At 38.8% G+C, this 25,912-nt stretch carries 27 protein-coding genes and 3 pseudogenes (1 of these 30 only partly in view); 18 read left to right on the top strand and 12 right to left on the bottom strand.

Features of this window, described 5'->3' with window-relative positions; genetic code table 11:
* Positions 1-418 carry the 3' portion of an IS110 family transposase gene (locus tag ACKKE8_RS25440; protein ID WP_409175469.1) on the top strand. The gene continues 1,031 nt to the left of window position 1, outside the view, so only the last 418 of its 1,449 coding nucleotides appear in the window; its start codon lies off the left edge, out of view; it ends in the stop codon at positions 416-418.
* A gap of 107 nt (positions 419-525) precedes the next feature.
* Positions 526-1,185 (top strand): uridine kinase, encoded by a 660-nt coding sequence (locus ACKKE8_RS25445; protein WP_409175470.1) that lies wholly within the window; start codon positions 526-528, stop codon positions 1,183-1,185.
* A 209-nt stretch (positions 1,186-1,394) separates the two neighbouring features.
* Here the strand turns inward: ACKKE8_RS25445 and ACKKE8_RS25450 are convergent, their stop codons facing one another.
* The 5 genes and pseudogenes from ACKKE8_RS25450 to ACKKE8_RS25470 all read right to left on the bottom strand — a co-directional run bounded on the left by ACKKE8_RS25450 (position 1,395) and on the right by ACKKE8_RS25470 (position 4,868).
* Entirely contained in the window at positions 1,395-1,877 is a 483-nt protein-coding gene (locus tag ACKKE8_RS25450; protein ID WP_409175471.1) for a hypothetical protein, read from the bottom strand.
* Positions 1,878-2,046: 169 nt separating this feature from the next.
* A complete protein-coding gene (locus ACKKE8_RS25455) occupies positions 2,047-2,517 on the bottom strand; it encodes a DinB family protein (protein ID WP_409175472.1) in 471 nt (156 codons plus the stop codon).
* A gap of 402 nt (positions 2,518-2,919) precedes the next feature.
* A pseudogene (locus ACKKE8_RS25460) lies at positions 2,920-3,565 on the bottom strand (uridine kinase).
* Between the two features lie 50 nt (positions 3,566-3,615).
* Complete coding sequence (locus tag ACKKE8_RS25465) at positions 3,616-4,311, bottom strand: HAD family hydrolase (RefSeq protein WP_409175473.1); 696 nt, start codon at positions 4,309-4,311, stop codon at positions 3,616-3,618.
* Positions 4,312-4,376: 65 nt separating this feature from the next.
* Positions 4,377-4,868 (bottom strand): transposase, encoded by a 492-nt coding sequence (locus ACKKE8_RS25470; protein ID WP_409175474.1) that lies wholly within the window; start codon positions 4,866-4,868, stop codon positions 4,377-4,379.
* A 356-nt stretch (positions 4,869-5,224) separates the two neighbouring features.
* Between ACKKE8_RS25470 and ACKKE8_RS25475 the strand changes: the two genes are divergently transcribed.
* The 3 genes and pseudogenes from ACKKE8_RS25475 to ACKKE8_RS25485 all read left to right on the top strand — a co-directional run bounded on the left by ACKKE8_RS25475 (position 5,225) and on the right by ACKKE8_RS25485 (position 6,800).
* The gene (locus tag ACKKE8_RS25475) at positions 5,225-5,665 is read left to right on the top strand and encodes a hypothetical protein (protein ID WP_409175475.1); all 441 of its coding nucleotides are present in this window, start codon (positions 5,225-5,227) and stop codon (positions 5,663-5,665) included.
* Between the two features lie 169 nt (positions 5,666-5,834).
* Positions 5,835-6,053: pseudogene (locus ACKKE8_RS25480) on the top strand (hypothetical protein); the annotation flags it as partial.
* Between the two features lie 177 nt (positions 6,054-6,230).
* Positions 6,231-6,800, top strand: a complete 570-nt coding sequence (locus tag ACKKE8_RS25485; RefSeq protein ID WP_409175476.1) for a hypothetical protein — start codon at positions 6,231-6,233, stop codon at positions 6,798-6,800.
* A 542-nt stretch (positions 6,801-7,342) separates the two neighbouring features.
* Here ACKKE8_RS25485 and ACKKE8_RS25490 read toward each other — a convergent pair.
* Positions 7,343-7,885: a hypothetical protein gene (locus ACKKE8_RS25490; RefSeq protein ID WP_409175477.1), complete on the bottom strand. Its 543-nt coding sequence runs from the start codon at positions 7,883-7,885 to the stop codon at positions 7,343-7,345.
* Positions 7,886-8,253: 368 nt separating this feature from the next.
* Between ACKKE8_RS25490 and ACKKE8_RS25495 the strand changes: the two genes are divergently transcribed.
* The 8 genes from ACKKE8_RS25495 (at position 8,254) to arsC (ending at position 14,469) form a co-directional block, all read left to right on the top strand.
* Entirely contained in the window at positions 8,254-9,036 is a 783-nt protein-coding gene (locus ACKKE8_RS25495) for a hypothetical protein (RefSeq protein ID WP_409175478.1), read from the top strand.
* Between the two features lie 402 nt (positions 9,037-9,438).
* Positions 9,439-10,020, top strand: a complete 582-nt coding sequence (locus ACKKE8_RS25500) for a hypothetical protein (RefSeq protein WP_409175479.1) — start codon at positions 9,439-9,441, stop codon at positions 10,018-10,020.
* Between the two features lie 21 nt (positions 10,021-10,041).
* Entirely contained in the window at positions 10,042-10,446 is a 405-nt protein-coding gene (locus tag ACKKE8_RS25505; protein WP_409175480.1) for a DUF4288 domain-containing protein, read from the top strand.
* Positions 10,447-11,161: 715 nt separating this feature from the next.
* A complete protein-coding gene (locus ACKKE8_RS25510) occupies positions 11,162-12,088 on the top strand; it encodes a discoidin domain-containing protein (RefSeq protein WP_409175481.1) in 927 nt (308 codons plus the stop codon).
* A gap of 77 nt (positions 12,089-12,165) precedes the next feature.
* Positions 12,166-12,480 carry an arsenical resistance operon transcriptional regulator ArsR gene (gene arsR / locus ACKKE8_RS25515; protein WP_409175482.1) on the top strand — a complete coding sequence of 105 codons (315 nt, stop codon included), beginning with the start codon at positions 12,166-12,168 and terminating at the stop codon, positions 12,478-12,480.
* Positions 12,481-12,544: 64 nt separating this feature from the next.
* The gene (locus ACKKE8_RS25520; RefSeq protein ID WP_409175483.1) at positions 12,545-12,982 is read left to right on the top strand and encodes an ArsI/CadI family heavy metal resistance metalloenzyme; all 438 of its coding nucleotides are present in this window, start codon (positions 12,545-12,547) and stop codon (positions 12,980-12,982) included.
* 18 nt (positions 12,983-13,000) lie between these two features.
* Positions 13,001-14,050, top strand: coding sequence for an ACR3 family arsenite efflux transporter (gene arsB, locus ACKKE8_RS25525; RefSeq protein ID WP_409175484.1), 1,050 nt, complete (start codon positions 13,001-13,003; stop codon positions 14,048-14,050).
* A 14-nt stretch (positions 14,051-14,064) separates the two neighbouring features.
* Positions 14,065-14,469 (top strand): arsenate reductase (thioredoxin), encoded by a 405-nt coding sequence (gene arsC, locus ACKKE8_RS25530; protein WP_409175485.1) that lies wholly within the window; start codon positions 14,065-14,067, stop codon positions 14,467-14,469.
* 130 nt (positions 14,470-14,599) lie between these two features.
* Here arsC and ACKKE8_RS25535 read toward each other — a convergent pair whose 3' ends face one another.
* Positions 14,600-15,613, bottom strand: coding sequence for a hypothetical protein (locus ACKKE8_RS25535; protein ID WP_409175486.1), 1,014 nt, complete (start codon positions 15,611-15,613; stop codon positions 14,600-14,602).
* Positions 15,614-16,484: 871 nt separating this feature from the next.
* Here ACKKE8_RS25535 and ACKKE8_RS25540 point away from each other — a divergent pair.
* From ACKKE8_RS25540 to ACKKE8_RS25555, 4 genes are all read left to right on the top strand, one after another.
* Positions 16,485-16,769 (top strand): DUF4183 domain-containing protein, encoded by a 285-nt coding sequence (locus tag ACKKE8_RS25540; protein ID WP_409175487.1) that lies wholly within the window; start codon positions 16,485-16,487, stop codon positions 16,767-16,769.
* A 317-nt stretch (positions 16,770-17,086) separates the two neighbouring features.
* The gene (locus ACKKE8_RS25545; protein WP_409175488.1) at positions 17,087-17,335 is read left to right on the top strand and encodes a DUF4183 domain-containing protein; all 249 of its coding nucleotides are present in this window, start codon (positions 17,087-17,089) and stop codon (positions 17,333-17,335) included.
* Between the two features lie 1,550 nt (positions 17,336-18,885).
* Positions 18,886-19,542 (top strand): hypothetical protein, encoded by a 657-nt coding sequence (locus ACKKE8_RS25550; RefSeq protein ID WP_409175489.1) that lies wholly within the window; start codon positions 18,886-18,888, stop codon positions 19,540-19,542.
* 45 nt (positions 19,543-19,587) lie between these two features.
* The gene (locus tag ACKKE8_RS25555) at positions 19,588-20,241 is read left to right on the top strand and encodes a hypothetical protein (RefSeq protein WP_409175490.1); all 654 of its coding nucleotides are present in this window, start codon (positions 19,588-19,590) and stop codon (positions 20,239-20,241) included.
* A gap of 213 nt (positions 20,242-20,454) precedes the next feature.
* On the opposite strand, the gene ACKKE8_RS25560 is transcribed toward ACKKE8_RS25555, so the two are convergent.
* The 5 genes and pseudogenes from ACKKE8_RS25560 to ACKKE8_RS25580 form a co-directional block, all read right to left on the bottom strand.
* Complete coding sequence (locus ACKKE8_RS25560) at positions 20,455-20,835, bottom strand: DUF6262 family protein (RefSeq protein ID WP_409175491.1); 381 nt, start codon at positions 20,833-20,835, stop codon at positions 20,455-20,457.
* On the bottom strand, positions 20,828-22,942 hold the full coding sequence (locus ACKKE8_RS25565; RefSeq protein ID WP_409175492.1) for a tyrosine-type recombinase/integrase: 2,115 nt from the start codon (positions 22,940-22,942) through the stop codon (positions 20,828-20,830). Before ACKKE8_RS25565 ends, ACKKE8_RS25560 begins: the two co-directional genes overlap by 8 nt.
* A complete protein-coding gene (locus ACKKE8_RS25570) occupies positions 22,943-24,073 on the bottom strand; it encodes a tyrosine-type recombinase/integrase (protein WP_409179199.1) in 1,131 nt (376 codons plus the stop codon).
* Between the two features lie 287 nt (positions 24,074-24,360).
* Positions 24,361-24,543 (bottom strand): annotated as a pseudogene (locus ACKKE8_RS25575) (hypothetical protein); the annotation flags it as partial.
* 73 nt (positions 24,544-24,616) lie between these two features.
* On the bottom strand, positions 24,617-25,498 hold the full coding sequence (locus ACKKE8_RS25580) for a LysR family transcriptional regulator (protein ID WP_409175493.1): 882 nt from the start codon (positions 25,496-25,498) through the stop codon (positions 24,617-24,619).
* Between the two features lie 90 nt (positions 25,499-25,588).
* On the opposite strand from ACKKE8_RS25580, the gene ACKKE8_RS25585 reads away from it, so the two are divergent.
* On the top strand, positions 25,589-25,897 hold the full coding sequence (locus ACKKE8_RS25585; RefSeq protein ID WP_002094998.1) for a cupin domain-containing protein: 309 nt from the start codon (positions 25,589-25,591) through the stop codon (positions 25,895-25,897).
* Positions 25,898-25,912 lie beyond the last annotated feature (15 nt).

Here is a 25,912-nt window from a genome sequence, read left to right on the forward strand (position 1 = left end):
CTACTTGGAATTCAAAAAGTACCTTGGTGTGGCTGCTGAAAACAAAACCTCAGGAACTTCCGTTGCTAAAACAAGGCAGACCTATGAAGGCGTAAGAGATACAAGAAGAATACTGTTTTTAATGGTTTTAGTTCTAATCTCACCAAATACTAAGCCTAACTTATTTAAAAATTATTACGATCGCCTTGTAAATGGCAGAGGAATGAGCAAACGCAAAGCAATTGGACATGTATGTGGAAAGATAGCTCAAGTTATGTATTCTTGCTTAAAAAACAACTCTATGTACGATCCGTACCTTCATGCCAAACAATTAGGGGTTTCCTGGGGAGGGACAGTAGCTAGCTTAATCAGGATACCGGGTAATATTGATGAGCTTGAAAGCGATGCTGCGGAAATGTCCGAGGAATTAGATTCGTAATCTAATAATCATTGAGCTCCTATGAAAATTCGATTCTGCATCAAAGTCAAAAATAGCTTAAGGCCATTTTAACCATTCGTTAAACAATATTTAATAAGGGGGAAAAGATGGATAAGTTATTACAAAAAATCATAAATTGGATCAGATTGACTGATGATCAGATTGTTGTTGGTGTTTCAGGACATGGAGCTGCTGGCAAAACAACGTTTACAAATAGGCTCGTAAGCCTACTAAATCAAAATGAAGTGAATTACATTAATACAGATCCGTATATTGTTAGTTCGAACATACGAAAGCATACAATTATCGATTATACATATCAAAACGAAAATCACCATTATAAAATGACTGCTTGTCATCCATCAGCACATCATTTACCTTCTTTAGAAAGAGATGTTCAGATGGTTAGAGACGGTTTAGATTTATATACGATAGATACTCATTATATGAAAAGCAAGTTAATCTCTTCGAAAAACAAATTAACGATTGTAGAAGGAATGAGTGTTGCATTTATTAATCCAGATTTATTTGATTTGAAAATTTACTTTTATACAGATGGTGAAACGGAATTAAAGAGAAGATTGAGCCGTGATATTGGTGAAAGGGGAACCGATATCAACTATTTAAGGCAGTCACATGAAGAACGTCGGATTCAGTACGAAGTGTTTATGCATCCGTATAGTCAACGGTTTGATATTATTATCAAAACTTCTGATGAAGGATTATGTCTAGAAAAAAATACATTTGAATTTAAATTATTCAGCTAACATGGATCGATACTTAAACAAGCACAACGGATAGTTGCAAAAATCTGTTGTGTTTATTAATTTTTCCGTATACCCTACACGTGCTTAAAAATACAAAAATGATGACATGTTATCTAATTTACCAGGATATAAAAAGGTAAAAATTCAAAGTCCTAAAGGCTTAAGCACTACACTACATTGTAGACTGCCTCATTGAACTATCGACCCCGTTAGCGTAACGGCCTGGTTGAACTTAATAACTGATTCTGTTGGTCTAAACTTCTTAGGGCATCATCTACTACTTCATTTGAGAAATTTCTTACTATTATTTCATTCTCAATCAAAAAAACATTACCAAGCATGTTTCGCTCGATGTAGTCCCACAGTCCATTTTTCGTACAAATTGAACACCATCTCTTTTCGCCATTGCTAAATGTTACTGTAACCTCAATATGTTCTAATGATTCTTCACTGGGGTCGATTATTTCGTCATCAAATTTCCATGAAAGCATTATGGTTACATTACTTCCGGCAGGTAAGAAATGACTTTTTCTAAACCACCTTGCTCGGTGATTATCGCCTACAATTTTTATCTGTTGTTTTTCATCATCTTCAACTAATACTTCATAATTCTTGCCTCGTGTCAAAGCATTTACATATGTCCCTACAAAATCACAAATTACAATTTTGTTGTTTACATTTTGATTGTTCATTTCATTTCCACCCTCATATATTGCATTTGAAATAAGCATATCAAAAACCAACAAAATTACACTAAACTGCCCTTTAGTTGATAAAACGACAGCCATTTACGAAGGCAGCCGTTTTTCATATGTATTAAGCTCTTGAACCCGTTAGTTTAATCACAACTACCATATAGTACTATACCCTATCCTCCCGATATGCCTGCCTTACCCGCTCGATCTGGGCAAGGTGGTCACGGACATGCTGGACGCGCGATTCCAGCAGCTCTTTGAACGTGTACCGCGCTCCATCGGGATATTCCCCGACCCGATCAAGCTGCTCGGGAGTCAGATTTTCCAGAAGCGGCTGCATGCTGGCCCGCAGCATTTGGAACAGGAGCAGATGCTGCTCGCGGTCCAAACGTTCATATCCCAGGTTATCCACCCAGGCTTCCTGATCAAATGATAGCAGAAGTGGTTCTTCCTCAGCCAAGACTTTTCTCATCCGATGTGTCGACAGGATTTCGCTATCTGTCACATGGATCACAATCTGATGGATGCTCCATTTGTCCGGTGCAGGTTGGAAACGCAGCTCTTCCTCAGACAATCCTTCGACGGCTTCTCGCAACAGCGCATAGCCTTGGCTGTACTCCTCGATCAACTTTTCCATCCGATCCTCTCCTTCAGCATTATTCGTGTGGCAGGGAACATTCGATAATATTATTCTTCGTTATAGAACAAATGCCTTTTTGGTTTTAACCAATAATAAGTCACCCTAAAGTGATTTCTTCGGAAAGTCCCTAAATGTTTATTCCACTATTGGGACTTAGAAATTAAGCAAAACTGCCCGTTAGCGTATGACTCGAGTTAGTCTAAAGCATTATTTTCTTAGTCTACAATGTAGTGTAGTGCTTAAGCCTGTAGGACTTTGAATTTTTACCTTTTTATATTCTAGTAAATTAGATAACATGTCATCATATGTATATTTTTAAGCACGTGTAGGGGATACGGAAAAATTAATAAAAACAACAGATTTTTGCAGCTATCTGTTGTGCTTGTTTAAGTATCCATGTTAGCTGAATGATTTAAATTCAAATGCATTTTTTTCTAGAAATAATCCTTCATCAGAAGCTTTGATAATAATATCAAACTGTTGACTGTACGGATGCATAAATACTTCGTACTGAATCCGACGTTCTTCATGTGACTGCCTTAAATAGTTGATATCGGTTCCCCTTTCACCAATATCACGGCTCAATCTTCTCTTTAGTTCCGTTTCACCATCTGTATATATCAAATAAATCCGGATTAATAAATGCAACACTCATTCCTTCTACAATCGTTAATTTGTTTTTCGAAGAGATTAACTCGCTTTTCATATAATGAGTATCTATCGTATGTAAATCTAAACCGTCTCTAACCATCTGAACATCTCTTTCTAAAGAAGGCAAATGATGTGCTGATGGATGACAAGCAGTCATTTTATAATGGTGATTTTCGTTTTGATATGTATAGTCGATAATTGTATACTTTCGTATGTTCGAGCTAACAATATACGGATCTGTATTAATGTAATTCACTTCATTTTGATTTAGTAGGTTTACGAACCTATTGGTAAACGTTGTTTTTCCAGCAGCTCCATGTCCTGAAACACCAACAACAATCCGATCATCAGTCATTCTGATCCAATTTTTGATTTGTTTTAATAAGTTATCCATTTTTTCCCCCTTAATAAAATAAGATTATTGTGGCTATCTATTGTGTTTATTTAACTTTTTATCTCCTTTAGGTTAATTTGGTCAGCGTTGGGCAGTACAATATAAGTTAATTCCCCTAGATCGTCGATTACAGCATCAGCCTCTACAACAGATTCAAAGTGTTGATTTCGTTTCCAAACCGCCTTAATTCCAACATCACGGCTGGCTTGAATGTCATTGCTAGGATGATCGCCCACAAAAAGAGCGTTTTCTGCTGGTACACCAAGTTTATTTAAAGCTCGATTAAAAATTTCTGGGTCAGGTTTTCGTAGCCCTTCCCATTCTGATATCAATACCTCATCGAATAAATGCTCTATGTGTAAAGCCTTGAAATTGTCAAACTGGAATTGACCGAAGCCGTTTGAGACCAACGCTAATTTTATGTCATGTTGCTTTAACTGAGTAAGCATACTCAACAGGTTAGGAAAAGATACACAATGCTTTTGAAAATTACTTATATAGTCATTGAGAAGCGAAGCCCAGTCTACGTTTTGAATGGAGAACTCATCGATAAGCTGTTGATACACTTTGTCCTTCCATACATAACCATGATTATCAAGTTCGATAAAGCGTTGGACAAAATTTTCTTTCTCTACAACCTGTAACTCCTTATATCGATTAAACTGATCCCTAACAAATAATAATAGTGATGAGTCACGATCTAACAATGTTCCATCCAAATCAAAGAGAACAGCTCTGATTGACAAGAGACACACTCCTTTTGCTTGGCTATTTGCCATAGATAAACATCTTGCATTAATTGTTACATTATTCACGTTAGTTCGATAATTTTAGGCCAGGAATCTATTTCCTCAGACATTTCTTCAGCATCGTTTTCAAGTTCATCTATATTATCCGGTAACTTAATTACGTTAACTGCTGTTTCACCCCAGGAAACCCCTAATTGTTTGGCATGAACAAATGGATAGTACAAACAGTTGTTTTTTAAGCAGGAAAACATTACTTGAGCTATCTTTCCACATACATGTCCAATTGCTTTCCGCTTGCTCATTCCTCTGCCATTTACAAGGCGATCATAATAAATTTTAAACAAATTAGGTTTAGTATTTGGTGAGATTAGAACCAAAACCATTAAAAACAGTATTCTTCTTGTATCCCTTACTCCTTCATACGTCTGCCTTGTTTTAGCAACAGAAGTTCCTGATGTTTTGTTTTCAGCAGCTACTCCAAGGTACTTTTTATATTCCAAGTAGTTTGAAAACCTGTCTACATCACCTATTGCCCCAATTAGGGTGCATGCCATTACATCACTCATAATTGGGAATGATTTTAAAATTGTTGTGTAAGGGTGAGCTTCGATGCCTTTGCTTTGTTCACCGTGTAATAACTGAGATCTGACGATCTATACTATCAATGGCTTCCTCCTAGTGGCCGTTCTTTTTCCAACGGCCTTTTTTGTGTTGTCCGTCATCTTGGATTCCAGCAGGTATCATTGTCCCCACCTCTTCACTCCTGAAATAATTGTGTTAAATCACTCAAAAAGTGGAATGGTTCAGTCAGTTCCTTTGTGTGACAAGGTATCTCGCAACAAAAAATATTGTAAATAATTGGGTTTATTGATAACATTTAGTCAAATCCAAAAATTAGGAGATGATAGAGTTGAAATGGTTTGGTAAAGTTGCTTTAGTTACACTACTTTCTGCTTCCGTTTTTCTACCATCAGAAACATTTGCTGCCGGCTCCCAACAGTCTTCGACCAAAGAAGCAGCACCTGCTGCGACTGAAACACAAGTATTAAGTTTTGAGCAAGGAACTAGAGGATATTCTGACTCTGCAGATATTTATATTAATTCTCCTGCTGTTCTTACTGTTAAGGTGACTCAAAGTGGAATAAATGTTGATAATCCATTAGTAGAGTACGCGATATATAGACAAGACGGAACTGATTATAACCCAAACTTTGGACATTTTCTGTTTCCTGGGACAGGTTCATTTAGTTTTCAAAGTACTAAAGTGTTACCAATAGGCCAATATTATATTAGAGTTAAGAACAATGGAGCCGGGAAAGTTCGTGGAACTGTGTCAGTCATCACTCCATAAATTCCCTTTCTTATTTGATAGAGGCTTTCTACTGAAGGCCTCCTTTTAATTTCACTGTGTATTTCACCCTTTTTCTCTTGTGTTAAATTGCTCCGGGAAACTGGTTCCATTCCTTACCATCCAGGAGGCGTGCAGCCCGTTTTTTCCAATGCAGTAACCGAATGCAGAGAAGCAAGGAGCCCCAAATTACAGAGGAGATCAACATTATGTAGATGCTCAATCTGTCCGTGACGAGAATCTAATTACCGCGAATGGAAGCGGAGCATTGGAGCCTTTCATACATATCTCGGAGAAATTGGGTGCTTTTTTTAATGCTCTCATCTGGCAAAATCTCACAACTGTCTCCATATGCACCTTCTTCAGTTATTCAAAATATTGTAAATTTTAACTGCTATTCGACAATTTATCCTAAAGTTACGAGGATCGATTTCGTGATAAGGTGGTATATGTTCGTATTTAAGGAAGGAGATGATAGGTGCCTCTTTTTTTGCAAGAAATACTGCAACAATTGACCTCTACTCGATGATAGTTTCCAAACAACTTTTATCATGAAAGGTTGATGCTCATGTTTAAAAAAGCACTTATTATCCTGTCATTAAGTTCAGTCGTCGTAGTACCCTCTCTAGCCACACAAGTCCAAGGGGCAGCGCTCCCTACACAGGAAAAGGCAACCACCTACGCTTCCAATAAAAAAATCAGAAACGCCACGTATGGTGAAGAAATCTGGGTGTCGCTTACCTCACCTATTCCAGCCGGATGGGTTATCGTTAGAACTTTAGGAACGCAGAACCTGATCAAGAATATGAACGGTGCTTCTTATGGCACGGAGGTAGAGGTGTTGCTAGCTTCGCCTATCCCAATCGGATGGGTCATGGTTCGAGCCTTTAGAGGGTCGAATGTAATCAAGAATGTGAACGGTGCTTCTTATGGTACGGAGATAGAGGTGATGCTCGCCTCGCCTATTCCAATCGGATGGGTCATGGTTCGAACCTATGGAGGATCGAATGTGATCAGAAATGCCAATGGTGCTCCAAACGGAACACAGATTGAGGTACTGCAAGCCTCGCCTGTTCCTGAAGGATGGATCATTGTCAGTTCAGGTGGAAATTCGAAAGTGATCAGGAAAGTTGGCTAAAACAAAGCGCACATGGCATGCATCTAGTCCGCGAGCTGACGTCGAAATGCAATCGGCATCAGCTTGTGGGCTTGTAACAACATGTTCGGAATGAATGTGAAGCCACGTATAAAGTGATCAAAAAATACGATACTTGGTTTACTCAAGAATTTAGGTTTAATTATCACAAGTAATGTTTTGTTAAATCACTCTTCTGGTTCCGCTTCTCCCCGGCAACCTTCGCACTCGTCAAACCCATAGGAATCTTTGTACTCATCACCGCAAGAAGGGCATATTTTTTTCATCAATGTCACCTCACTTAACAAATCGATTGTTATGTTAAATACCTGACCCTTTTTTGAGACGCGCCGTTTCATCTCGGATCATCCACATTTCGCTAGAATCATTTATTGGCAAATCGCTAAGTTGTATAATGTTTCCCGAATGATAATAGGGGTGGGTTAATAAATCGGCTGGCGTAAGTGAAAGGCTCATATTTGTTAGTGCCGAGGTTCAGTGCTATAACTACAGTTGTCGTGCAACAAACAAGCGTATTATCGGTTTTAGGATGCTTCGTTTTCTTGAATTTGCTCAGGAAGGCCATCATCTGAGCACTCCTCCATTAACTCTTTATAAACCAAATCTTCCCACCCCGGAAGTGTTGTGACATCCGCGGTGATGAACGGACTAAACTTCTCTTTTCCTTCCTCAACTAGGGATTCAATTGGTACAGCCACAATTCTATCTCTATTTAGCGCGCGTTTAATAACTTCCATTGCCCGCAGTGAGTCTAAAATTTCCGCTTCAATTTTTGCCCTCTTTAGCATTCGAACCACGGTAGCTGCTCGCATATACAGTTCCTGTAGGATCCGCTGCTCTCGTGCTTCGACCGATAACTGTCCCATAGCAGATGGTTGGTAGCTGTAAGAAATGACATAGTATACTCGACGGCTAATTCGGAATTCCTTTTCGGACTTTTCCTTAATCTCTTTTATTACTTCCCGATTGTATTCTTGGGTCTTATCGGAATACAGGCAGCAGCCATTCCCTGATCGAAATGCTTCACTTAAAACAGCAATAAAGGCTAAAAAATGCACGTGGTGCATACTATGCAAATGCCCCTAATCATGATACTGCTGTTACGCATGAACGTGAAACCAATAAAATAAATGAAGAGGCGGTTTCCCGCCTCTCTACTTGTACGATCAATCCCAAGCTAACCCGCCTCCTCAAAATAGGGCGGGTTTGTTGTTTATTAGGTAACGAGAAAAAATCAACGAATACTGGTGACCGAAACACGACACTATTTGTCCAACTCTAGATTTATAAGCTAATCTTTGAAATCCTTCAATGTAGGAATAGGTCTTAGAAAGACGGTTTCCAGCATTTGTTTTGTTAACATTTAACATTAATGATATAGTTTTCACGTGATTTATAGAAGATTTATGTTTTTATAGAAAGGGAAAGTGAACTTATGAAAATTACTTCATTTATCAAGGGTTTGGGTATTTCGGCAATTTTAAGTTTACTATTGCCACTAACTACTTATGCTGCACAATATGGAGATGTATTGCTAGCAGTTGAAGACGGATGGCAGCGCTATGAATTCAACAAACCAGATCCAAACATTCAATATCAAGGATCTTCCTGGTTTGTGGACACAACAGCCCCTACATACACTGGAAAGACAAGCAGTAACTCAATGGGGAGCAAGACTGTCGGAGAAAAGATAAAGTTTGATTTTACGGGGACAAAGTTGAATATTCGATCCTATCTTTATTCCGGAGTCTATCACTTAAAAATTGATGGTGTAGACATTGGAGACATTAATGCAAACGGTAAAACAGCTTATGGGGTGACATATGTAAATGAGTCACTAACGAATTCACGCCATAGCGTTGAGATTACTGTTAAGGAACCGAATTTTTGGATAGATTCAATCGACATAGATGCAACTGGAACGGTAATTTCTCCGGACACTCCAAATCCAGATCCCGAACCTGAACCGGAGCCAACTCCAACCGGTAATGACGCATTGCTTGTTATTAAAATGATCAGTGGTCTTGAAAAAGAGTTTGAGCTAACTGCTGCTGAGATTGAAGACTTTATCCATTGGTATAACAACCGTGCTGACGGGAACGGCAAGGAGATCTACATGTTTGAAAAAGACTTCAATATGGGACCATTTACTTCACGAAAAGACTATGTAGCATTCAGCAAGATTCAATCCTTTGAAGTCATGGAATATACCAAATAACACGATGAGGCACATCCTGTAAAACAGGAAGGTGCCTCGCACTTTTTAAGACGCTAGTTTATGCTGAAAGAATACGTCGACAAACACAGTATGCCGCTCTTTGTCCAATTTCGAAATTTGACTTAGGATTTTATCTATGGATGAATGTAAACATCGTCGCGATCCTCGCCAGTGATGAGTGGCACTCCAAGCTCGATGACACCTGCAGGTTAAACGTTATAGTGTGCAGGCCAACTGAATTCACGTAAGCATTTCAGTGTATTTATCGGGACCTAAGAATTTTTGTCACTTTCGTGTACTTTCCATCAAATCTCTGTAATTTACCATTATTTAGTATATAACGAATTTATTAGGTAAAACATTACCTAGGTGCTAATAAATATGGTGTGGAGGTTTGGTGTAATGAAAAAGATTTTATCCGCTGTAATTGCAACTAGTATTTTGGCTGTTTACTCCGGGGGTGCTTATGCATCTGCTAAGACTGATTCATCAGTTAGTGTCCAAGTCAACGAAAATACACCAACTCAAATTATAATTCCAAAAGAGTTTTTTGACCCAAATCATCCAAAAGCCATAAAAGATCCCGAAACGATTAAAAAATTTGAAAAAATCCTTAAAGAGATTCAAGCGAAAGATAAAACGCTCGTGAGCTCTGTTGACAATCCCCAAAAGTCACCAGCTGTAGCGGTTTATTTCGTTCCGGGTATTAGGCAAGTTGCCTTGGTAGTAACAGGTGCTGTATTAATAGGAACCGCTCTTTACTATGCAGGTGATTGGCTCTATGATTGTGTAGATTCTTGGCTCAATGCTGAAACCGCTGATGAATATATTTCAAAAAACAGAAAGGGGTCAATCAGAAGAGAATTCCCTAGTGAATATCTCGATAAAACTCTTAATGAAATTGAAAAAGACGCCAAAAATGGGGAGAGAAAGGCAAGAACAGCGAAAAAATTGCTAAATGACAATAGGTTCAAAAAAGATTAATTCACTATAGGGAGGATTTTTATGGATACCAAATCAACAGAAGCCCAAACAAGATGGTATGCGGTAAAGGTATTATTTGAATCTGTTCATTCTGGAGATCCGCTCCCTGATAAGTCTGATGTAGCCGATACCGATTACAATTTGAAGCTTTTTGAGGAACGTATTATACTTGTGAAAGCGTTAAATGAGGGTCAGGCTAATGAAAAAGCGGAAGTTTATTCCAAAAACTCTGAAGATGAATACATGAACACATATGGTGTTTCAATTATGGTTCAGTTTGTGAGAATTTTGCACACTTTTGAGCTCAACGATGACGAGCTCACTGACGGAACAGAAATATATGCGAGATTTATCCACACTAGTAAAGAGAATACAGCTATGGATATTATTAAGCACTATTACCCAGAGGCTGAGCATATTGAATAGTTGAAGCCTTTACAGCTATAGAACTGTGTGTGTATATTTGCAATGGTTCATTCCTTGACGGACCGGAGAATCGCGCCGTTAAAATAACGTTGACCATGAAAAAGTGATTTCTCTCACTTTCTGCACACACTCCGAAAAAAGCACCTGGGTCTTTTTAAAAAGAACGCATAACGACAAAACTCCCTACCCGAATTGCTCCAAAGGAGATATTCGCCTTTTAGAATACAGTTAAAATTAACTCAAAAACCTTCTTGAGCGACTGGACTTGCTCATGCTCCTACAATCGCCCGAATCCCACCGACGATCATTATCCGTGAAGCCGTTGGTAGACCAGCACGACGAATAACTTACGAAATTAAGTCCTTTAAAAAGAATTAAGAGGCGGATAATCACCGCCTCTTTTCCCCTATCAATCCCAAGCAAATCTCTGCTCTTTCCAAAGATCACCGAACATACTCTTATGTAACCATTATTCGGTTATTCACCAAGCAAACCCGTCTCCTCAAAACAGGGACGGGTTTGCTATTTTTTGAACTTTATATGAACAATTCCACTTACTGTTCCTTTGATTTGAATTTATTCCTTTTACTGTTTTGCTCAAATCATCGAAAATGTAATTAATTTCTATGTTATATTATCCATTTTTAGAAATTAAAGGAGGGCTATCATAGTTTTCACAAAAAAAATCACCAAACAGTTTCTAAGCTTTGCACTAATGTTTTCTGTTTTATTTTCTGGTCAGGGTATTGTGCTTGCAGAAGAAGATCAGTATTCTGGGGATTTGATCCCTACTATGACAAGCAATACTGCACCTAGTGGAACTGTAACTGCTAGTAGTATTTGGAGTGTGAAGAATCATCAACCTTTTCATGCTTTCGATGATTCCGATGGAATGTACGGTTGGTGTAGCGCTGAAGGTGCTTTAACAGGCTGGGTAGCCTATGAATTCAATAATCCTGTAAAAATCGAAAAATATACACTTAAACCGCGAAAGAATAATATTGATGGTGTTAAGGAGCAACCGAAAACATGGACGTTTGAAGGCTGGGATGGAACAAATTGGGTAGTTCTTAATACTCAAGCTGATGTAACCGATTGGGCAATGGGTCAAATAAAAGAATTTACTTTCTCGAACCAGACTTCGTTTAACAAATACCGCATTAATATTACCGCAAACAACGGTTCTCGAAAGTTTGTGACTATTGGCGAAATGGAAATGATGGAGAAAATCAATTCCACACCCAATCCTGAGCCGGAGCCGGAACCAGAACCAAATCCAACTGGGGACAACGCACTTCTTGTAATTAAAATGATCAGTGGACTTGAGAAAGAATTTGAGCTATCAGCATCTGAAGTACAAGAATTCATTGACTGGTATAATGGCCGTGCAGATGGACGTGGCAAAGAAACATATATGTTCGATAAGGATTTTAACAAGGGACCATTTACTTCACGAAAAGATTATGTAGCATTCAGCAAGATTCAATCTTTGAAGTCATGGAATATACCAAATAACACGATGAGGCACATCCTTAAAAACAGGAAGGTGCCTCATCTCTTTTCATCCAATCAATCCCAAGCTAAAACAATTATTAAACAAACCCGTCTCTACCGAAAAACTTATTACATCAAAAAAATTTGATTTAACCATTGCATCTTCTTGGTAATCGTGCAAATAATAAAATCATCAAAAAAAATTGATGAACGAGGTTGTAATCGATGAACGACATCAAGCACAAATTGGAGCAATATGAGAAGAAATTCAAAGCTCTCTCCGATCAGAAGCGACTTGAAATTATGTATGAGCTTTGCCAAAGAGGTAAAACATGCGTATGTGACCTTACCGAGATTTTTGACATGCCTCAATCTAAATTATCGTATCATCTCAAGATATTATTGGATGCCAACCTGATTATCAAAGAGACAAAAGGTACCTGGAGTTATTACGATTTGAATGATGATGAAGTGAATCACCTATTATCGGAAGAGCTTTGTTGTATTTTTAGAAAAACAGGCAAAGGTAGCTGCTGCTAATTTTTTTAGACCTTACATCAATTTTTTTTGATTAATAGTTTTTAAAATTAAGGAGGATTCTGAAATGAAGTATGTACATGTTGGCGTTAACGTTACCAATTTGGAGAAATCTATTGAGTTCTATCAAAAAGTTTTTGGGGTTAATCCTGTAAAGGTAAAACCTGATTATGCTAAGTTCTTGCTTGAAACCCCAGGACTAAACTTTACATTGAATGTCCGGGACACTGTAAGCGGAAATCAAGTTAACCACTTCGGGTTCCAAGTTGAAAGTGCAAATGAAATCCTTACTCATAAGGAAAGACTAGAAAAAGAAGGCTTCTTCGCTCGTGACGAGATGGATACGACATGTTGTTATGCCGTGCAGGATAAATTTTGGGTTACTGATCCAGACGGTAATGAGTGGGAATTTTTCTACACAAAGTCTGACAGTGACGTTCATAAAATTGAATCCACATCCTGCTGCGAAGATTCAAAAACAGAAGCAACCAATTCTTGCTGCTAAGGCAAAGTGGGAGGCCCAATGAAACAATTATCATTTTTAGATCGCTTCTTGACCCTTTGGATCTTCCTTGCTATGGCAGCAGGGATTATAATCGGGACTTTCTTTCCTACTTTCACAAATGGACTAAATAGCTTACAAATTGGTACAACATCCATTCCGCTTGCTATAGGCTTAATCCTGATGATGTACCCCCCTTTAGCTAAAGTTCGATATGAAGAAATGGGACGTGTATTTAAAGACCTTAAGGTTCTTGTGCTATCCCTTATTCAAAACTGGGTTATAGGCCCGGTTTTGATGTTTTTGTTAGCCATCATTTTCTTGCCAGATAAACCAGAATATATGGTGGGGCTGATAATGATTGGATTGGCACGTTGTATTGCCATGGTGATTGTTTGGAATGACCTCGCAAAAGGCGACACAGAATATGCTGCCGGGCTTGTGGCTTTCAATTCTGTATTTCAGATGCTTTTCTTTTCAGTATATGCCTATGTCTTTGTCACCGTAATTCCGGAATGGCTTGGGATTCAGGGTGCAGTCATTAGCATTACGATGACAGAAGTGGCAAAATCGGTGTTTATTTACCTGGGTATTCCTTTTCTTGCAGGGATGCTGACACGCTTTACTTTTGTAAAAGTGAAAGGTAGACATTGGTATGAGAAAGTATTCATCCCCAAAATTAGCCCTATGACTTTGATTGCTTTACTCTTTACCATTATTGTCATGTTCTCAACACAAGGAGAAAACATCGTAAGCGTTCCACTTGATGTTGTTCGCATCGCCATTCCACTTCTCATCTATTTCATTCTAATGTTCTTTATCTCTTTCTATATGGGGAAAAAGATTGGCGCAAATTATCCTGTTACTACGACACTTGCTTTCACAGCGGGCAGTAATAACTTTGAATTAGCTATCGCTGTGGCAGTCGGAGTGTTTGGGATTCATTCAGGTGCCGCTTTTGCAGCCGTCATCGGTCCTCTTGTTGAAGTACCAGTGATGATTGCATTGGTTAATGTAGCTTTATGGTTCAAGCGCAAGTATTTTGCCAGCACATATCCTAATGGAAGCTGAAAGGTGTGTACATCATGGAAAACAAAAAAACAATCTACTTTTTATGTACAGGAAATTCTTGCCGAAGCCAAATGGCGGAAGCCTGGGGAAAGAAATACTTGGGTGACGCCTGGAATGTTTTTTCTGCTGGGATTGAAGCCCATGGTGTGAATCCAAATGCCGTTCGAGCGATGAAAGAAGTTGGCATAGACATTTCCGATCAGACATCAGATGTCATTGACCCTGATATTTTAAACAAGGCCGATCTAATCGTGACACTATGCAGCCATGCAGATTCCGTTTGTCCAACCACTCCTACTCATGTAAAACGTGTCCATTGGGGATTTGACGATCCTGCGGGAAAAGAATGGGCTGAGTTTCAACGAGTTCGTGATGAAATCGGTGTACGAATTAAGAGATTCGCGGATATAGGAGAATAAATGTGAAAACCCGTCTCCTTAAAACAGAGACGGGTTAGCTATTTCTTCAATGCATTCTGGCATATCGTTTTTCGGCCTCTAGACAAATTGAGCTTGAACAATTATGCATACTTCCTGTTGGATCAACGGTCTAGTTGATCATGCCGTTTTCCGGAGTGACGGTAAAATCATAAAAAACCCCTTTTTTATTGATCGATGCCGTAACGGTCGGTTTTCCCTTTTTCGTAAAGGTATACTCGTTGTATTTCGTTGAAACATTGTATCCTGTCAAATCCATATTAAAGATTTTCTTCACCATTGGATTAGCGGCAGCAATCGCTTTTTCTTTCGTATAGAACGGTTTGGCAAACACTTTTGGAATATCTTCGTCCGAAACATAGTTGCTATCTCTGAATTCATTGTACATGATGGCTGAAACAACTTTCCCTGTTTTCGCCCCGATGAAGACACTATGTGTACGGTCACGATCCATGAAGCTCCACACCTGATCCAGGTGATAGTCCGAATTCTTCTGGAGCGAGACCTCAGGGAGCAATGCTGATGCTTTTCCGTTTGATAGTGTCTTCATTGCCTTTTGCGCTGTATCGACCACCTTGGGGTTAATTTTTTGGCTTGTATATTTTATCGAAACAACGCTGAGCTTCCCTGTTGTCGCGTCGATGGATGCCGTTACATTCTCCCCCCGAAACACCCAACTGTTTTCCATATCCGAACTGATTCGATCTACCTTATCAAATGTAAAAGCCTGTGTGCCATCCATGCTTTTCAACGTGCTCATGACAGTATTTTGCAAATCTGTAGCCACTTCGCTGAACTTGAAGTTAACACGTACAGATACGACCGTTCCCTCTTTTTTGGTAACCAGAACCTCGCCTCTGTTGTCTTTGGCTGAGATCATCCAGCAATCGGCGTTCGTCCCTGTAATCTCATCCAACTCGATCGGCAGACTGCCCGCCTCCTTCTGCATGGCTTGTTTGGCAGCCTCTACGATATTTTTGTCCAATTGTGCGAGTTTTTTCATTGGTTCCGGGGCCGATTGCGCCTGAGTGTCTGCATAAGCTGGTTCTGGCATGCTCGCAAATGGAACTGCTGCTGACAACAGCAATGTCATCATACTAACGGCTAAAAACGTTTGTTTTTTCATTTCGTGACTTCCCTTCTATTTTAGATCACTTATTTGATCCAGCTGGAGGGATTTCGTGACAATGAATTTCGGTTTTTTGCAGTTAAAAGACAAAAACACCCTTCACAGATTCCGTTGAAGAGCGTGCTCCCCTCTCCTATTCAACTTTCAGATGGTTTACTTTCAGCTAGCTACCCCATTCATTTAACAATTTTCTAATACAGTACGCCTTAATCTTGTATCATTTCTCGGGTAACATTCATTTCGATCAGATATAATTCTGCCAGCGCTCTCTGGAGATACCAGAAGATCGGGAAACCAATGACAAAACAGCCTTGAGACAAGCCCTCGAACATGAAATTGAAAACGTAATCAAACGAAAAAAGAAGTGGCAATTAGCTTATGCCTACTTGGGAAGAGTTAAAAGAACATACGGCACACGATAAAGAAAGGGAAGAATATTTAAGTCAGCAGTTACAATCCTTAGAAAACGAAACAACAATAACCTGGACTGTTGAAGAATTAGCCCAGGCATTGCGCTTCCTTATAGATGATTGGTACACACTTGATTCGATTACTCGTAAACAAACAATAGGTTCCTTATTCAAACGAATCAGCATTAATACCCCAGCAGCTATCTACAAAGGAGGTCCAGGTAATAATGTACCAGTAAATATTGTCGCTTGGGACTTCAAGGATCACCGTACATACACTTGTGTAACCATTAAGCGATTATTAATCAATAAAACCCGTCCATCGAAAACAGGGACGGTTCCTTTTCGTGGAAATCGTTTCCTTAAAAGGCGTTTGTACGTTTCGAGAAGGAAGCAGTGTGCATTCAATAAACGATGTAAGGATTTACCTTACATTACTACAATTAGGAGTTGGTTGAATGCCGATTACCAAACCATTTATGACGTCGCTCAGGTTCACTTCGACACTAGGGGCTGGAACAGGAACTGGAGCAACATTTACCATTGCGGCAACAGCATTTGTGAATGACGCGGGCGCAGCTGCCACAGCATTTCCTGGTTCGTTTGCTTTTTACAATCTCTACATTAATGGGGTACTACAGTCAGGGAATACTTCCACAGTCACAACAACAGCGATTACGATTCCTGACGGTGATGTCGAAAACGGCGGAACACCATTGATCGTAGAATTCGTCATCAACTGACAACTAGAAAGTGAATAAGAAATTCCCCAGGAAAGGGTACACGCCTGGGGAATATTCCATCAAAAAAATAACATGTCAAGAACGTGTTGTAGCCTCGGATTCTTTCACATCTTCATTACTATGAGAAAGGGCTGGAGACCATGCAGCAAAAAACCAGTAAAAGAATAGTAGTGACTCGATCCAATAATCTGAGCACCTGTTACCCAGTAATGCCGCCACTCGGGTGCCCTAATATCTTTCCCGGGCAACCTTGCCAGACCTGCCCACCTTGTCCACCCTGCCCGCCGTGCCCCTGTACACCTGGACTGCTGACGACCGTGATTTCTCAATACACAGCTTTTTCGGATGGACAAAAAAATGTGTATACGAATGCCGATGCTTCGCTACAGTTTAGTACTTCCGGAATTCTCGATCCAAGCACCGTTTCGATTGTCAATCTTTTTATCAATGGTATTCTTCAGCCTTCAAATACGTATGTAGTCCAGCCGGGCGTATTGATGCTGAGTGATGTCCCGTTTCAAGGCGTTCCTATCATCCTACAGTTTATCCAAATCTCTGCTTCGTGATAGTCAAGTCTTGCGTATGCGTAAGTAGTCACGCCGAGTGGACGTGTGAGATTAACGATACAGTGTGGAGGTGACGTTTGCCTTTCTTTTGACTCTGTTCTTGATAATAAGATCTGGCAATGTCCGCCGATCTCCAAAACTAAAAAATCCCCGACGAACACGTCGAGGAGAAAATGTAAGGTTATTGGTCGTTGTATCTATTGTAGTATATACATAATGTAGTGTAGTGCTTAGTCAGAAATCCGTAAGGATTTAGCAGAAAAAAACACTAGATTTTTCTCCAGCTTTTAGTCATTTCTATCGTTTTTAAGCACTGACTTAGGGAGTCCGATTGTAACTTTTTTAGCATAAAAAAAGACGCGCTGATGTTATCTAGAGATTATTGAATAAAACAATGTAAACAAAAGGGTTGGTACATAATACCTATGTGTATTATGTACCAACCCTTTTACGGGTACAGCCGAGATACGTGTAAAAATGGGTCACAGCATAACATTTTTTTCCAATATCCAATTGTTATTTAAACTACGTTCCCAAGCTTTTAAATTGCTGTACTCATGGAAAAACTAATCAAATACCTGAAATGTACTTTTGGTATTAAAAAGGGGTCACGCCAACATTTTAACGAAAATATACGCTAAGGGCGTTTTCAGGCATGAAAGGCAGGTGTTTCCTACTCTAAGCAGAATGTCCGCTAAACATCATTAGCGGTCATTACGTAGCCGGAAATTGGCTTAATTCGTCCGCTAAGGCAGTCAGGAACCAGGCAAATACGTGTCCGCTAATGCTTACCGTATAAATCCGCCAAATTGTTGGCGCTACCCCAAATAGCTAAAGTGCCCTCCATTTGGAGGGCACTGTCGTCTGGGTCAGGTGGTCAATATTTGCTGTGTACAGTAAAGGCAGACTGGAGCAGATAAATTTTGTCAGTTGTCTATGCGTCTTATCGAACGGAAATGAGTTTACATATTCCGTATTGACTGGCGGTTTGTGCTTGTTGATGAAGGATACTTCCACATGCTGGGCTAGGTTCACTTTTTGTCAACCTAACACGTGCGGCTAACTACTTGTTCGAGATTCTCTTTTCTTGAATGGTACAAAGGACATATATCAGTAAAAGCAGTAGAGAAACCAAAATTGAATAATCAAAGTAATTTTTAAATAACTCTTGAGACCAACCATTCTCTCCAATTATCCAATAAGCAAGCGAATTGGAGATTGCTATTCCGTCATTTGCTGTTGGTATAAGACTCTGTGTATAGTTTTGAGCAAGGCAAATGTTGGAAATTATTGACGAAAAAAGTAACATAAGTGTTACTATCGAGTAATAGTTTCTAGCTTTGATTCGCTTCATGATAATAAGAACTACTGCTACTACTAAAACTGTCGCTATTAAAAAAAGCATAACCCGATACCTCCTATTGTAAATTTGTTACATTATATCCAAAGAACAACTGAAAGTATATGTAATTGTTGACAAAATTACACAATATTATGTATATTCAAGCCAATGGAATATAATTCCATACTAATGTATTAGGGGGATTCTTGTGAAGAGGAAAAATGTGCTTTCTTTAAGTATTTTAAGTGTAATCCTTGCTTCTTCAGTCGGTATTCAATCTGCTTCTGCTGGTACAACTACACTTGATGATGATAAGTGGAGTTACAGTGATTATTCGAATGGTTCATACGTTCCAAGGGGCGGAACTTTGACTTTAAGAGCACATGATGGTGCTTCTGGTAATCCGTATTTCTTGGATACAACTGTTAGATTTGATCTTGACTCTACTAATGTAGATAGCATACATAGCTATAACATGGGAACAAAAGCATGTGGAAATGCAGGGAAGGTATATGCATATTTAACGATTGATGTTACTGCAATCGGAGATGGCGTAGATTTAGAAATTGGAGCAAATACAATTACTTCTGATCTACCAAACTTTAAACCAGATATTGACTCGGTGTCTAACGGATCATGGGACAATAATGAATCCGAGGTTACTGTACTCGGGAGAGTAGAAGTAGATGAAAGGTATTCCATGAGAACGTTTTGGGATGACTTCCGCGATGGAGATGCACAAGATAGCGGAAAAATCCAGGCTCAGTTTTCTATGAGTAACGAAGGCTTAACGGAATACAACAATTGTACTCAGTCTACTGCGATCCAAGGAACTGTAACATACGGTGATGATTATAATCAGTAAAAAAATCTAGTATAAAAACTAATTAAAAGCGAGGTATGTTTTCGTATGAAATTGATGAAGCGAACAATATTAGCAACAACTTTAAGCATTTGTACTGTTCTTGCTTTTGGTATTACCCACCAAGTTACTGCAAAAGAGAGTAGCATGGATATAAATTCTTATAAAGAAAAAAAAGTAAATAAAGAAGTAAAGCAGCAAATAATTGGGAATTACCTACAAATTGAGAAATCTGACGATGGATTGGAAGAGTATGTACTAAAAACGAAGAAAAAAAATAATGCGCTTAAAAAGAGCAATAAAGAGGGAATTATCGCAACTATTACATTTGCGGAGCCCCTAGATTTTGATGAAGTTAAATCTTATATCAAAAAACATAAACTTGAGGTTAAACAATTACAATCAAGAGCTAAAGTCGACAATAAAAGAATCACATTGTCAAGCATCTATAATAAAGATGTAGAGAAAGCAGTTGAGTATGCTTTAGAAGGCCTTGAAGAAGAATATGAAAACAAAAACGTTGAGTTTGTTGGTTATACGGATATGTATGTAATCGTTAATTCAAAAGAGATTGATGACATTGAAGCAGACTCACACACATTCCTACTTGATGCATCCGCTGATTCCCACTTTATAAAAGAAAATAAGAAATATCACCCACACGCTTTAACCTGGTTGCTTGAAGATCTTAAAGAAGAATAAATGCTCTTTAGCTTCTTTGATCAAAAGCGAAATGCTGACCTAAACTCATTCAAGAGAAAATCGAAGCCGGTATCCATAGCGTATAGGATACTGGTGTTTTTTTTGTCATTCAGGCTTAGCGTACAAAATCCGCACTTTGAAACGCCAAAAATAGTTTTTCCATTTGTTGGAACGTTATGACCCATTTTTACACGTATCTCGGCTGTACCCCTTTTAAATTCTTTTGTATAAATCTCCGTAAGATATTTTTTGCTGCTCGCGAGCTTGTTTTAGTTCAGTCTCCAGTTTCTTAATACGGCGTTGAAGGGATGCAATAATCGCATCTTTATTATTCTCGTCTAGCTCGCGTTTTAGTTGTTTTGATGTGGGTGCTTGAAATTGTTGGGTCCGCAACCCCTCGATACGCTCTCTCAGCTCCTGGTTTCGGTATAGAGTCGCTTTAGTTATCCCAGCTTCGTTTGCTACACTATTAAAATTAATGTTCTCAGAGGCTCGTAAGAGCCTTTGAATAGCTTTATCTACCTTTTTCAAGGTGGTTTCCTTCCTTGCTTTATGCACAGCTTTTATCTGCTCGCTACGGTTAAATTTAGACATTTTGAGCTCCTATCGTTCTCTTTACACGTTCCTGTCTACCGAAGATGATGTTGCCATCTCGGATGCTATCCAGAATGCCACGATAGCGTTCTAAATTGCGTTGTTGTTTTTCTGCCATATCTTCCCGCCCGTACTGTTTAGAGACCTCTATAGCCCTCTCAGTCGTTTTCAGGTGCATCTCGTATTTTTCCACATCCAATTCCGAGAAACCAATTGCTAGGTCACTACATGGACTACCACCAGTACCACAAGTCAAGCAGGGCGGAGCCTCCATATGTGGACAGTTGCCTTTTAACCTTGCGTGACAGGTCCCGTAAGGGTTATCCATCGCATTTAGTTTGTGGTCTCTCCACAGAGCTTGTAGTATGTCCTCTGGGATATCTTGATCTGGTTTAACTTCTTGCACTTCACCATTCAAATCAAAGCTAAATACGCCTTGGTTAATGACTGCTTCAAATGTCTTTCGCTTAGTTTCGTCAAGAAGCCTTGCATATCGCAGGGTCATCTCAGGAGAAGCGTGAGCCAACAGTTCCTGTACCGTCAAAATATCTGCTCCACCGTTCAACATCTTTACCGCATAGGTATGACGAAATTGATGCGATTTAAAATGAAACAGTTGGCCGTTCTCATCCACAATATTCTTGTCGTGAGCTAACTTATTAAGTGCAACTTGAACCAATAGCTGAGAAAAAGGTTTTCCTTTTCGAGAACCACGATAACGTATAAAGACATAGCCTTCGGGGTTGTTATCTATATTGCTATTTTCTTTAGCCTGCTTGATTAATACGGCTAGTATATTTGCTAACTCGTCATCAATCGGTATGCGGTGCCCTTTTACATAAGTTTTTTCAATGTCAGTGACAATAGAATATTTTCCGTTTAACTGTTCCAAACAATCCCAGGTTAAACCTAATACATCTGAGATCCGCAAGCCGGTTTTAAAAGCAACCCATACGACAGGAATTACATCTTTGTGTAAATCATTGACGTGTGCGAAGAGTTGCTCCAATACAAAATCTGAAATGTAGTCAATTTGGTCAATAGACTTTTTTTTTCGTTTCGGACTGTCTTCTGGGAAAATTATCTTACTTACAGAGGTTTCTGGAGCAATAGTGTATTCGTAGCGTTGAATATCTTCTAGAAACTTATTAACTATGTTCAACGATTCACTAACAAAATGTTCAGGATGAGAATCTCTGCGTTTAAAATTTTTGGTTCTTTCGTTTAACCATTCAATATATTGCAATATGTGGGAACGTTTAAGGCCACTCAAATCATGCCATGTAGGTTCCAATGAGAAGATAAAAGAAAAGAATCCCTCTAACGGCAACACATATTTTTGTGCTCTACCCACAGAGAAATTATTTTTACTCAACAGTCTTTGTTTTACATATTTTTTAACCGTTTGACGTATATTCGCACTTTCAATCTTACTAAAATCTATGAAGTAATGAGTCTTTGTTACATTATAATCAATTCCATATTTCTCATTCAAAATCCTTACATCCCAACGGTCTTTCTCCCATTCTTCACGTGTATCCGTTAAGGTCGATAGTTCCGAGTGAAATCTACGTAAGAAAAGCACAATACTGCTCTTATTCTTATATTGTCCATACGTAATATGTGTTATTGTTGCTTGTGTTGCAACACCTTGTTCCTCCAACCAGAAAATCCACTCACGCTCTGTTTTATCTATATCAATATCCAGTAAAGAATGGAGAGTGGGATATTTCTTATCCATAAACTCAGCCATTTTTTTTAGACAATGATTGATACTAATAAGAGCAGTATTAAGTGTGATTGAATCGGTGAAAATTTTATTAAATATTAGATACTTTGCTTCTAAATTTACTGTACGACTGGAAAAACGAAAACGTATATTTTTAGAAGTGTATTTATAGTTGTTTACCGTATCCTCGAATTGTGGAATGGAACCCAAAAAATTTATACTCCAAACGTCGTTCTCTAAAAAATAGGAACTTAACTCTTGGTGAATCGCAACAGAACCATCTTCCTTTATGGTCTTTACTGGGTAGTAGGATAATTCATGTTGCATCCTTTCATGTAATCCAAGTTGTTCTACATCTACCAGTTTCAACTGTCCCATTCATTCACGCCATTCTGTTGTTTTTTTTATTTGAAATGCACCTTGAGCTTTTTCCCATTCCTTACGGATGTCTTCGTCCGAAGGATGAACATATAGCTTTATGGTTGTTTGAATCTGTGAATGTCCCAACCGTTCTTGTACCTGTTTGATGTCTTTCGTTTCTTGATAAAATATTGTTGCATGGGTGTGACGGAATAGGTGAGGGCGTACATTAATACCTGTTTTCAAGCGTAGTTGCTTGAATAGGGCATTAACTTCACTGTACGACATAGGTTCACCTTTGTTCTTACCACGTAACTTTACAAACACAAAGTTGGTCGGAATATCCAGATCATCAATCACTTCGTATAAGTAATCGTCAAATAAGTCCATGAGAGACTGAGATACATATATTTCACGTTCTCCAGTTTTCAGCTTTGCACCGTTCTCTAATTCCCCTCTATCGGTTAACCTAATGCGGTGCCCTTTACTATGGTCAAATTTGAAATCCTCAATGAAAAGGGAGAGGACTTCTCCGATTCGTAAACCTGTCTCAAACAATAGCTGAATCAAGAACTTGTCTCGAATATTCGTAGTGGATTCCAGAATATTCTTTACTTGTTCCTTTGAGAGTGTTTCTACTTTCTTACGAGGCTCTTTAATCTTCAGTATATTTCGAACAGAAGGATTATCCTTATTGACGTGATGGAGGAAACTCTTATAACGGCTATTACCACCCGTAAAAACCTGTCTCATTAACTTCTCATTCATATCTTTTGGTAACTCTTCGTTTCGATAAAGAAAATCGTAAAAGTTTGTTACAGCAGTGACCGTAAGGTTCACGGTTCTCTCTGTTTTCGCTGCTTTGACAGGAGTGATGGATGCCACTTTGGTACTCTTATATGGGCTCCGTAACCAACCTACAAACTCAACCAAGTCCTCCAATCGAATGTCTATGTAATCCTTCTTTTTCTCCTGCAAGAAGAGGAAATATTGTTTTAATGAATAACAGTATGTCTTCAATGTATTGCGACTTTTCCCTGTAGTATCTAGGTGTTTTAAATACTTCACGACAGAAATAATCGGTATCCCTTTGCTATCCACTAGCATGTATCTCTTGCAGTTATCTACAATCACTTCTTGTACACGAATATGTCATCACCCTTAAAAGACCTCCTGCCGAAGGATACGCCCCCCCCGATTACGAACGTACATTCCTTTTACATAATATACTAATTAATCTTTATATTCAATGTATATCTATAGGTTGTATTTTGAATAAAAAAAGAGAACTTATGTCCCTATAATAGACATAATATCCTCTTAAACTAATACTACTGTTAAATTTCTCGCGTCCGGTGCTTACTCTTCGTATGCGGGAATCCAAAATTCCTTCCCCTCGTTTTCGATGAGCTTATCCTGCCACTCTGTGAAGGTTAGGTTAAAGAAGTTGTCCCTATTCGTTGACTTAACCAAACACATAATGCAAGTAAATCTTGGGCTCGAAATTTACTCGATCGAGTGACAAGCCCCTTTTCTTTTGCTATTTTAGCAAGGGAAGAAGGAGACAAGTGTCTCGGACGCCCCCCAAAAAGAGATGTCGTGATTCGTGAGCAAGAAATGCAAGCGAAGCAGCTCCCCTATAAATCATTCATCCCCATAATGGAAAAAGCCCTGTTCAAAACCGCGGGCTTTTTATGCTTGTTTAGCAGGATGAAATATGTTAGCTACCAATTTTTCTGTAGCAGGGCTGAGGACTTTATTTTTTTGGCGGATTAATCCAACAGGTAAAGCGAATGAAATGTCATCGATGTCACGAATAACGTATTGATGTGACTTGGCAACGAAATTGCTAGGTAGCATAGCAATACCAAACCCTTGTAATACAAGATTTAAAACCATCTCCATGTTTGCTGCATCGTAATTAGAGTGTAAATGAAAACCATGATGAAGAAAAACATGCTCTATTTTTCGCCGATAATCACACAATTGTCCAGTTAAAATGAAATTTTCATCTTCCAAATCACACATGTAAATTTTTTCTTGTGTAGATAATGGATGGTCGATTGGCAGTATCAAACAAAGCTTTTCTTCATATAGCGGATAAAATTCAAGATTTAATTCTGGTGATGGAGGGGGACATAAGGCAATATCAAGTTCGTTAGCAATAATCCGTTGACTAAATTGTTGGGTTACGCCACTTTCGATGGAAAGACAAATTTGTGGATATTCTTTCATAAACGTTGTTAGTACGGAAATCAAATTTGTTTTGCCAATGGAATCAATTGCTCCAATCCGAATAAGTCCTTTCTGACCGATTGAAAATTCATTTGCGGTTTTGGTGATTACATCCACTTGATTTAATAAAATATCTGCCTGTTCTTTCACAAGTCTTCCGGCTTCGGTTAGCACCATTTGTTTTCCTTTACGCTCAAACAGTTCGATGCCGAGATTTTCTTCTAATTGATTGATGTGTAGGGTGATGGTAGATTGTGCGTATTGCAGCAGATTTGCTGCTTTTATCTGACTACCACATTGGACAACAGCTTGAAATGTCTGTAACAAACGAATTTCCATAATTCATTTCTCCTGAAGAATAGTTCATTTTTGTTCATATTTACTAATATAACATCGTAAATTACTATTTATATAGAAGGAGATGATAACATGAAAGATTTATTTTCCGTTGATATCACAAACAGTGAGTGGAAATTTGTTATGGATGGTATAGAACAAATTCCATTACGAGATGAGAATGGTGAACTGCGTTATGTCGTGCGATTTGCACCGGGGGCAAAATTCCCTCAACATACGCATAAGGATACCGAGGAGTTATTCGTATTAGATGGAGCTCTTATCAGCAATGATGTTGAGTATGGAGCAGGTTCTTATCTCTGTTATGGACCTAATACAGAGCATGAACCATGGTCTGAAAAGGGTTGTTTGGTTCTTGTAATGGAACGTAATGCTGGATAGTGTTTTTCTGTTTCT

Source organism: Brevibacillus fortis, assembly GCF_046196545.1.
Taxonomy (GTDB): domain Bacteria; phylum Bacillota; class Bacilli; order Brevibacillales; family Brevibacillaceae; genus Brevibacillus; species Brevibacillus fortis_A.

Coding starts and splice junctions, on each gene's coding strand:
- ACKKE8_RS25540 (WP_409175487.1), top strand. CDS start 16,485: ATGCCGATTACCAAACCATTTATGACGTCGCTCAGGTTCACTTCGACA.
- ACKKE8_RS25455 (WP_409175472.1), bottom strand. CDS start 2,517: ATGGAAAAGTTGATCGAGGAGTACAGCCAAGGCTATGCGCTGTTGCGA.
- ACKKE8_RS25485 (WP_409175476.1), top strand. CDS start 6,231: ATGTTTAAAAAAGCACTTATTATCCTGTCATTAAGTTCAGTCGTCGTA.
- ACKKE8_RS25520 (WP_409175483.1), top strand. CDS start 12,545: ATGAAGTATGTACATGTTGGCGTTAACGTTACCAATTTGGAGAAATCT.
- arsC (WP_409175485.1), top strand. CDS start 14,065: ATGGAAAACAAAAAAACAATCTACTTTTTATGTACAGGAAATTCTTGC.
- ACKKE8_RS25490 (WP_409175477.1), bottom strand. CDS start 7,885: ATGCACCACGTGCATTTTTTAGCCTTTATTGCTGTTTTAAGTGAAGCA.
- ACKKE8_RS25560 (WP_409175491.1), bottom strand. CDS start 20,835: ATGTCTAAATTTAACCGTAGCGAGCAGATAAAAGCTGTGCATAAAGCA.
- ACKKE8_RS25580 (WP_409175493.1), bottom strand. CDS start 25,498: ATGGAAATTCGTTTGTTACAGACATTTCAAGCTGTTGTCCAATGTGGT.
- ACKKE8_RS25555 (WP_409175490.1), top strand. CDS start 19,588: ATGAAATTGATGAAGCGAACAATATTAGCAACAACTTTAAGCATTTGT.
- ACKKE8_RS25450 (WP_409175471.1), bottom strand. CDS start 1,877: ATGAACAATCAAAATGTAAACAACAAAATTGTAATTTGTGATTTTGTA.
- ACKKE8_RS25510 (WP_409175481.1), top strand. CDS start 11,162: ATGTTTTCTGTTTTATTTTCTGGTCAGGGTATTGTGCTTGCAGAAGAA.
- ACKKE8_RS25500 (WP_409175479.1), top strand. CDS start 9,439: ATGAAAAAGATTTTATCCGCTGTAATTGCAACTAGTATTTTGGCTGTT.
- ACKKE8_RS25505 (WP_409175480.1), top strand. CDS start 10,042: ATGGATACCAAATCAACAGAAGCCCAAACAAGATGGTATGCGGTAAAG.
- ACKKE8_RS25565 (WP_409175492.1), bottom strand. CDS start 22,942: ATGGGACAGTTGAAACTGGTAGATGTAGAACAACTTGGATTACATGAA.
- ACKKE8_RS25470 (WP_409175474.1), bottom strand. CDS start 4,868: ATGGCATGCACCCTAATTGGGGCAATAGGTGATGTAGACAGGTTTTCA.
- arsR (WP_409175482.1), top strand. CDS start 12,166: ATGAACGACATCAAGCACAAATTGGAGCAATATGAGAAGAAATTCAAA.
- ACKKE8_RS25585 (WP_002094998.1), top strand. CDS start 25,589: ATGAAAGATTTATTTTCCGTTGATATCACAAACAGTGAGTGGAAATTT.
- ACKKE8_RS25445 (WP_409175470.1), top strand. CDS start 526: ATGGATAAGTTATTACAAAAAATCATAAATTGGATCAGATTGACTGAT.
- arsB (WP_409175484.1), top strand. CDS start 13,001: ATGAAACAATTATCATTTTTAGATCGCTTCTTGACCCTTTGGATCTTC.
- ACKKE8_RS25535 (WP_409175486.1), bottom strand. CDS start 15,613: ATGAAAAAACAAACGTTTTTAGCCGTTAGTATGATGACATTGCTGTTG.
- ACKKE8_RS25495 (WP_409175478.1), top strand. CDS start 8,254: ATGAAAATTACTTCATTTATCAAGGGTTTGGGTATTTCGGCAATTTTA.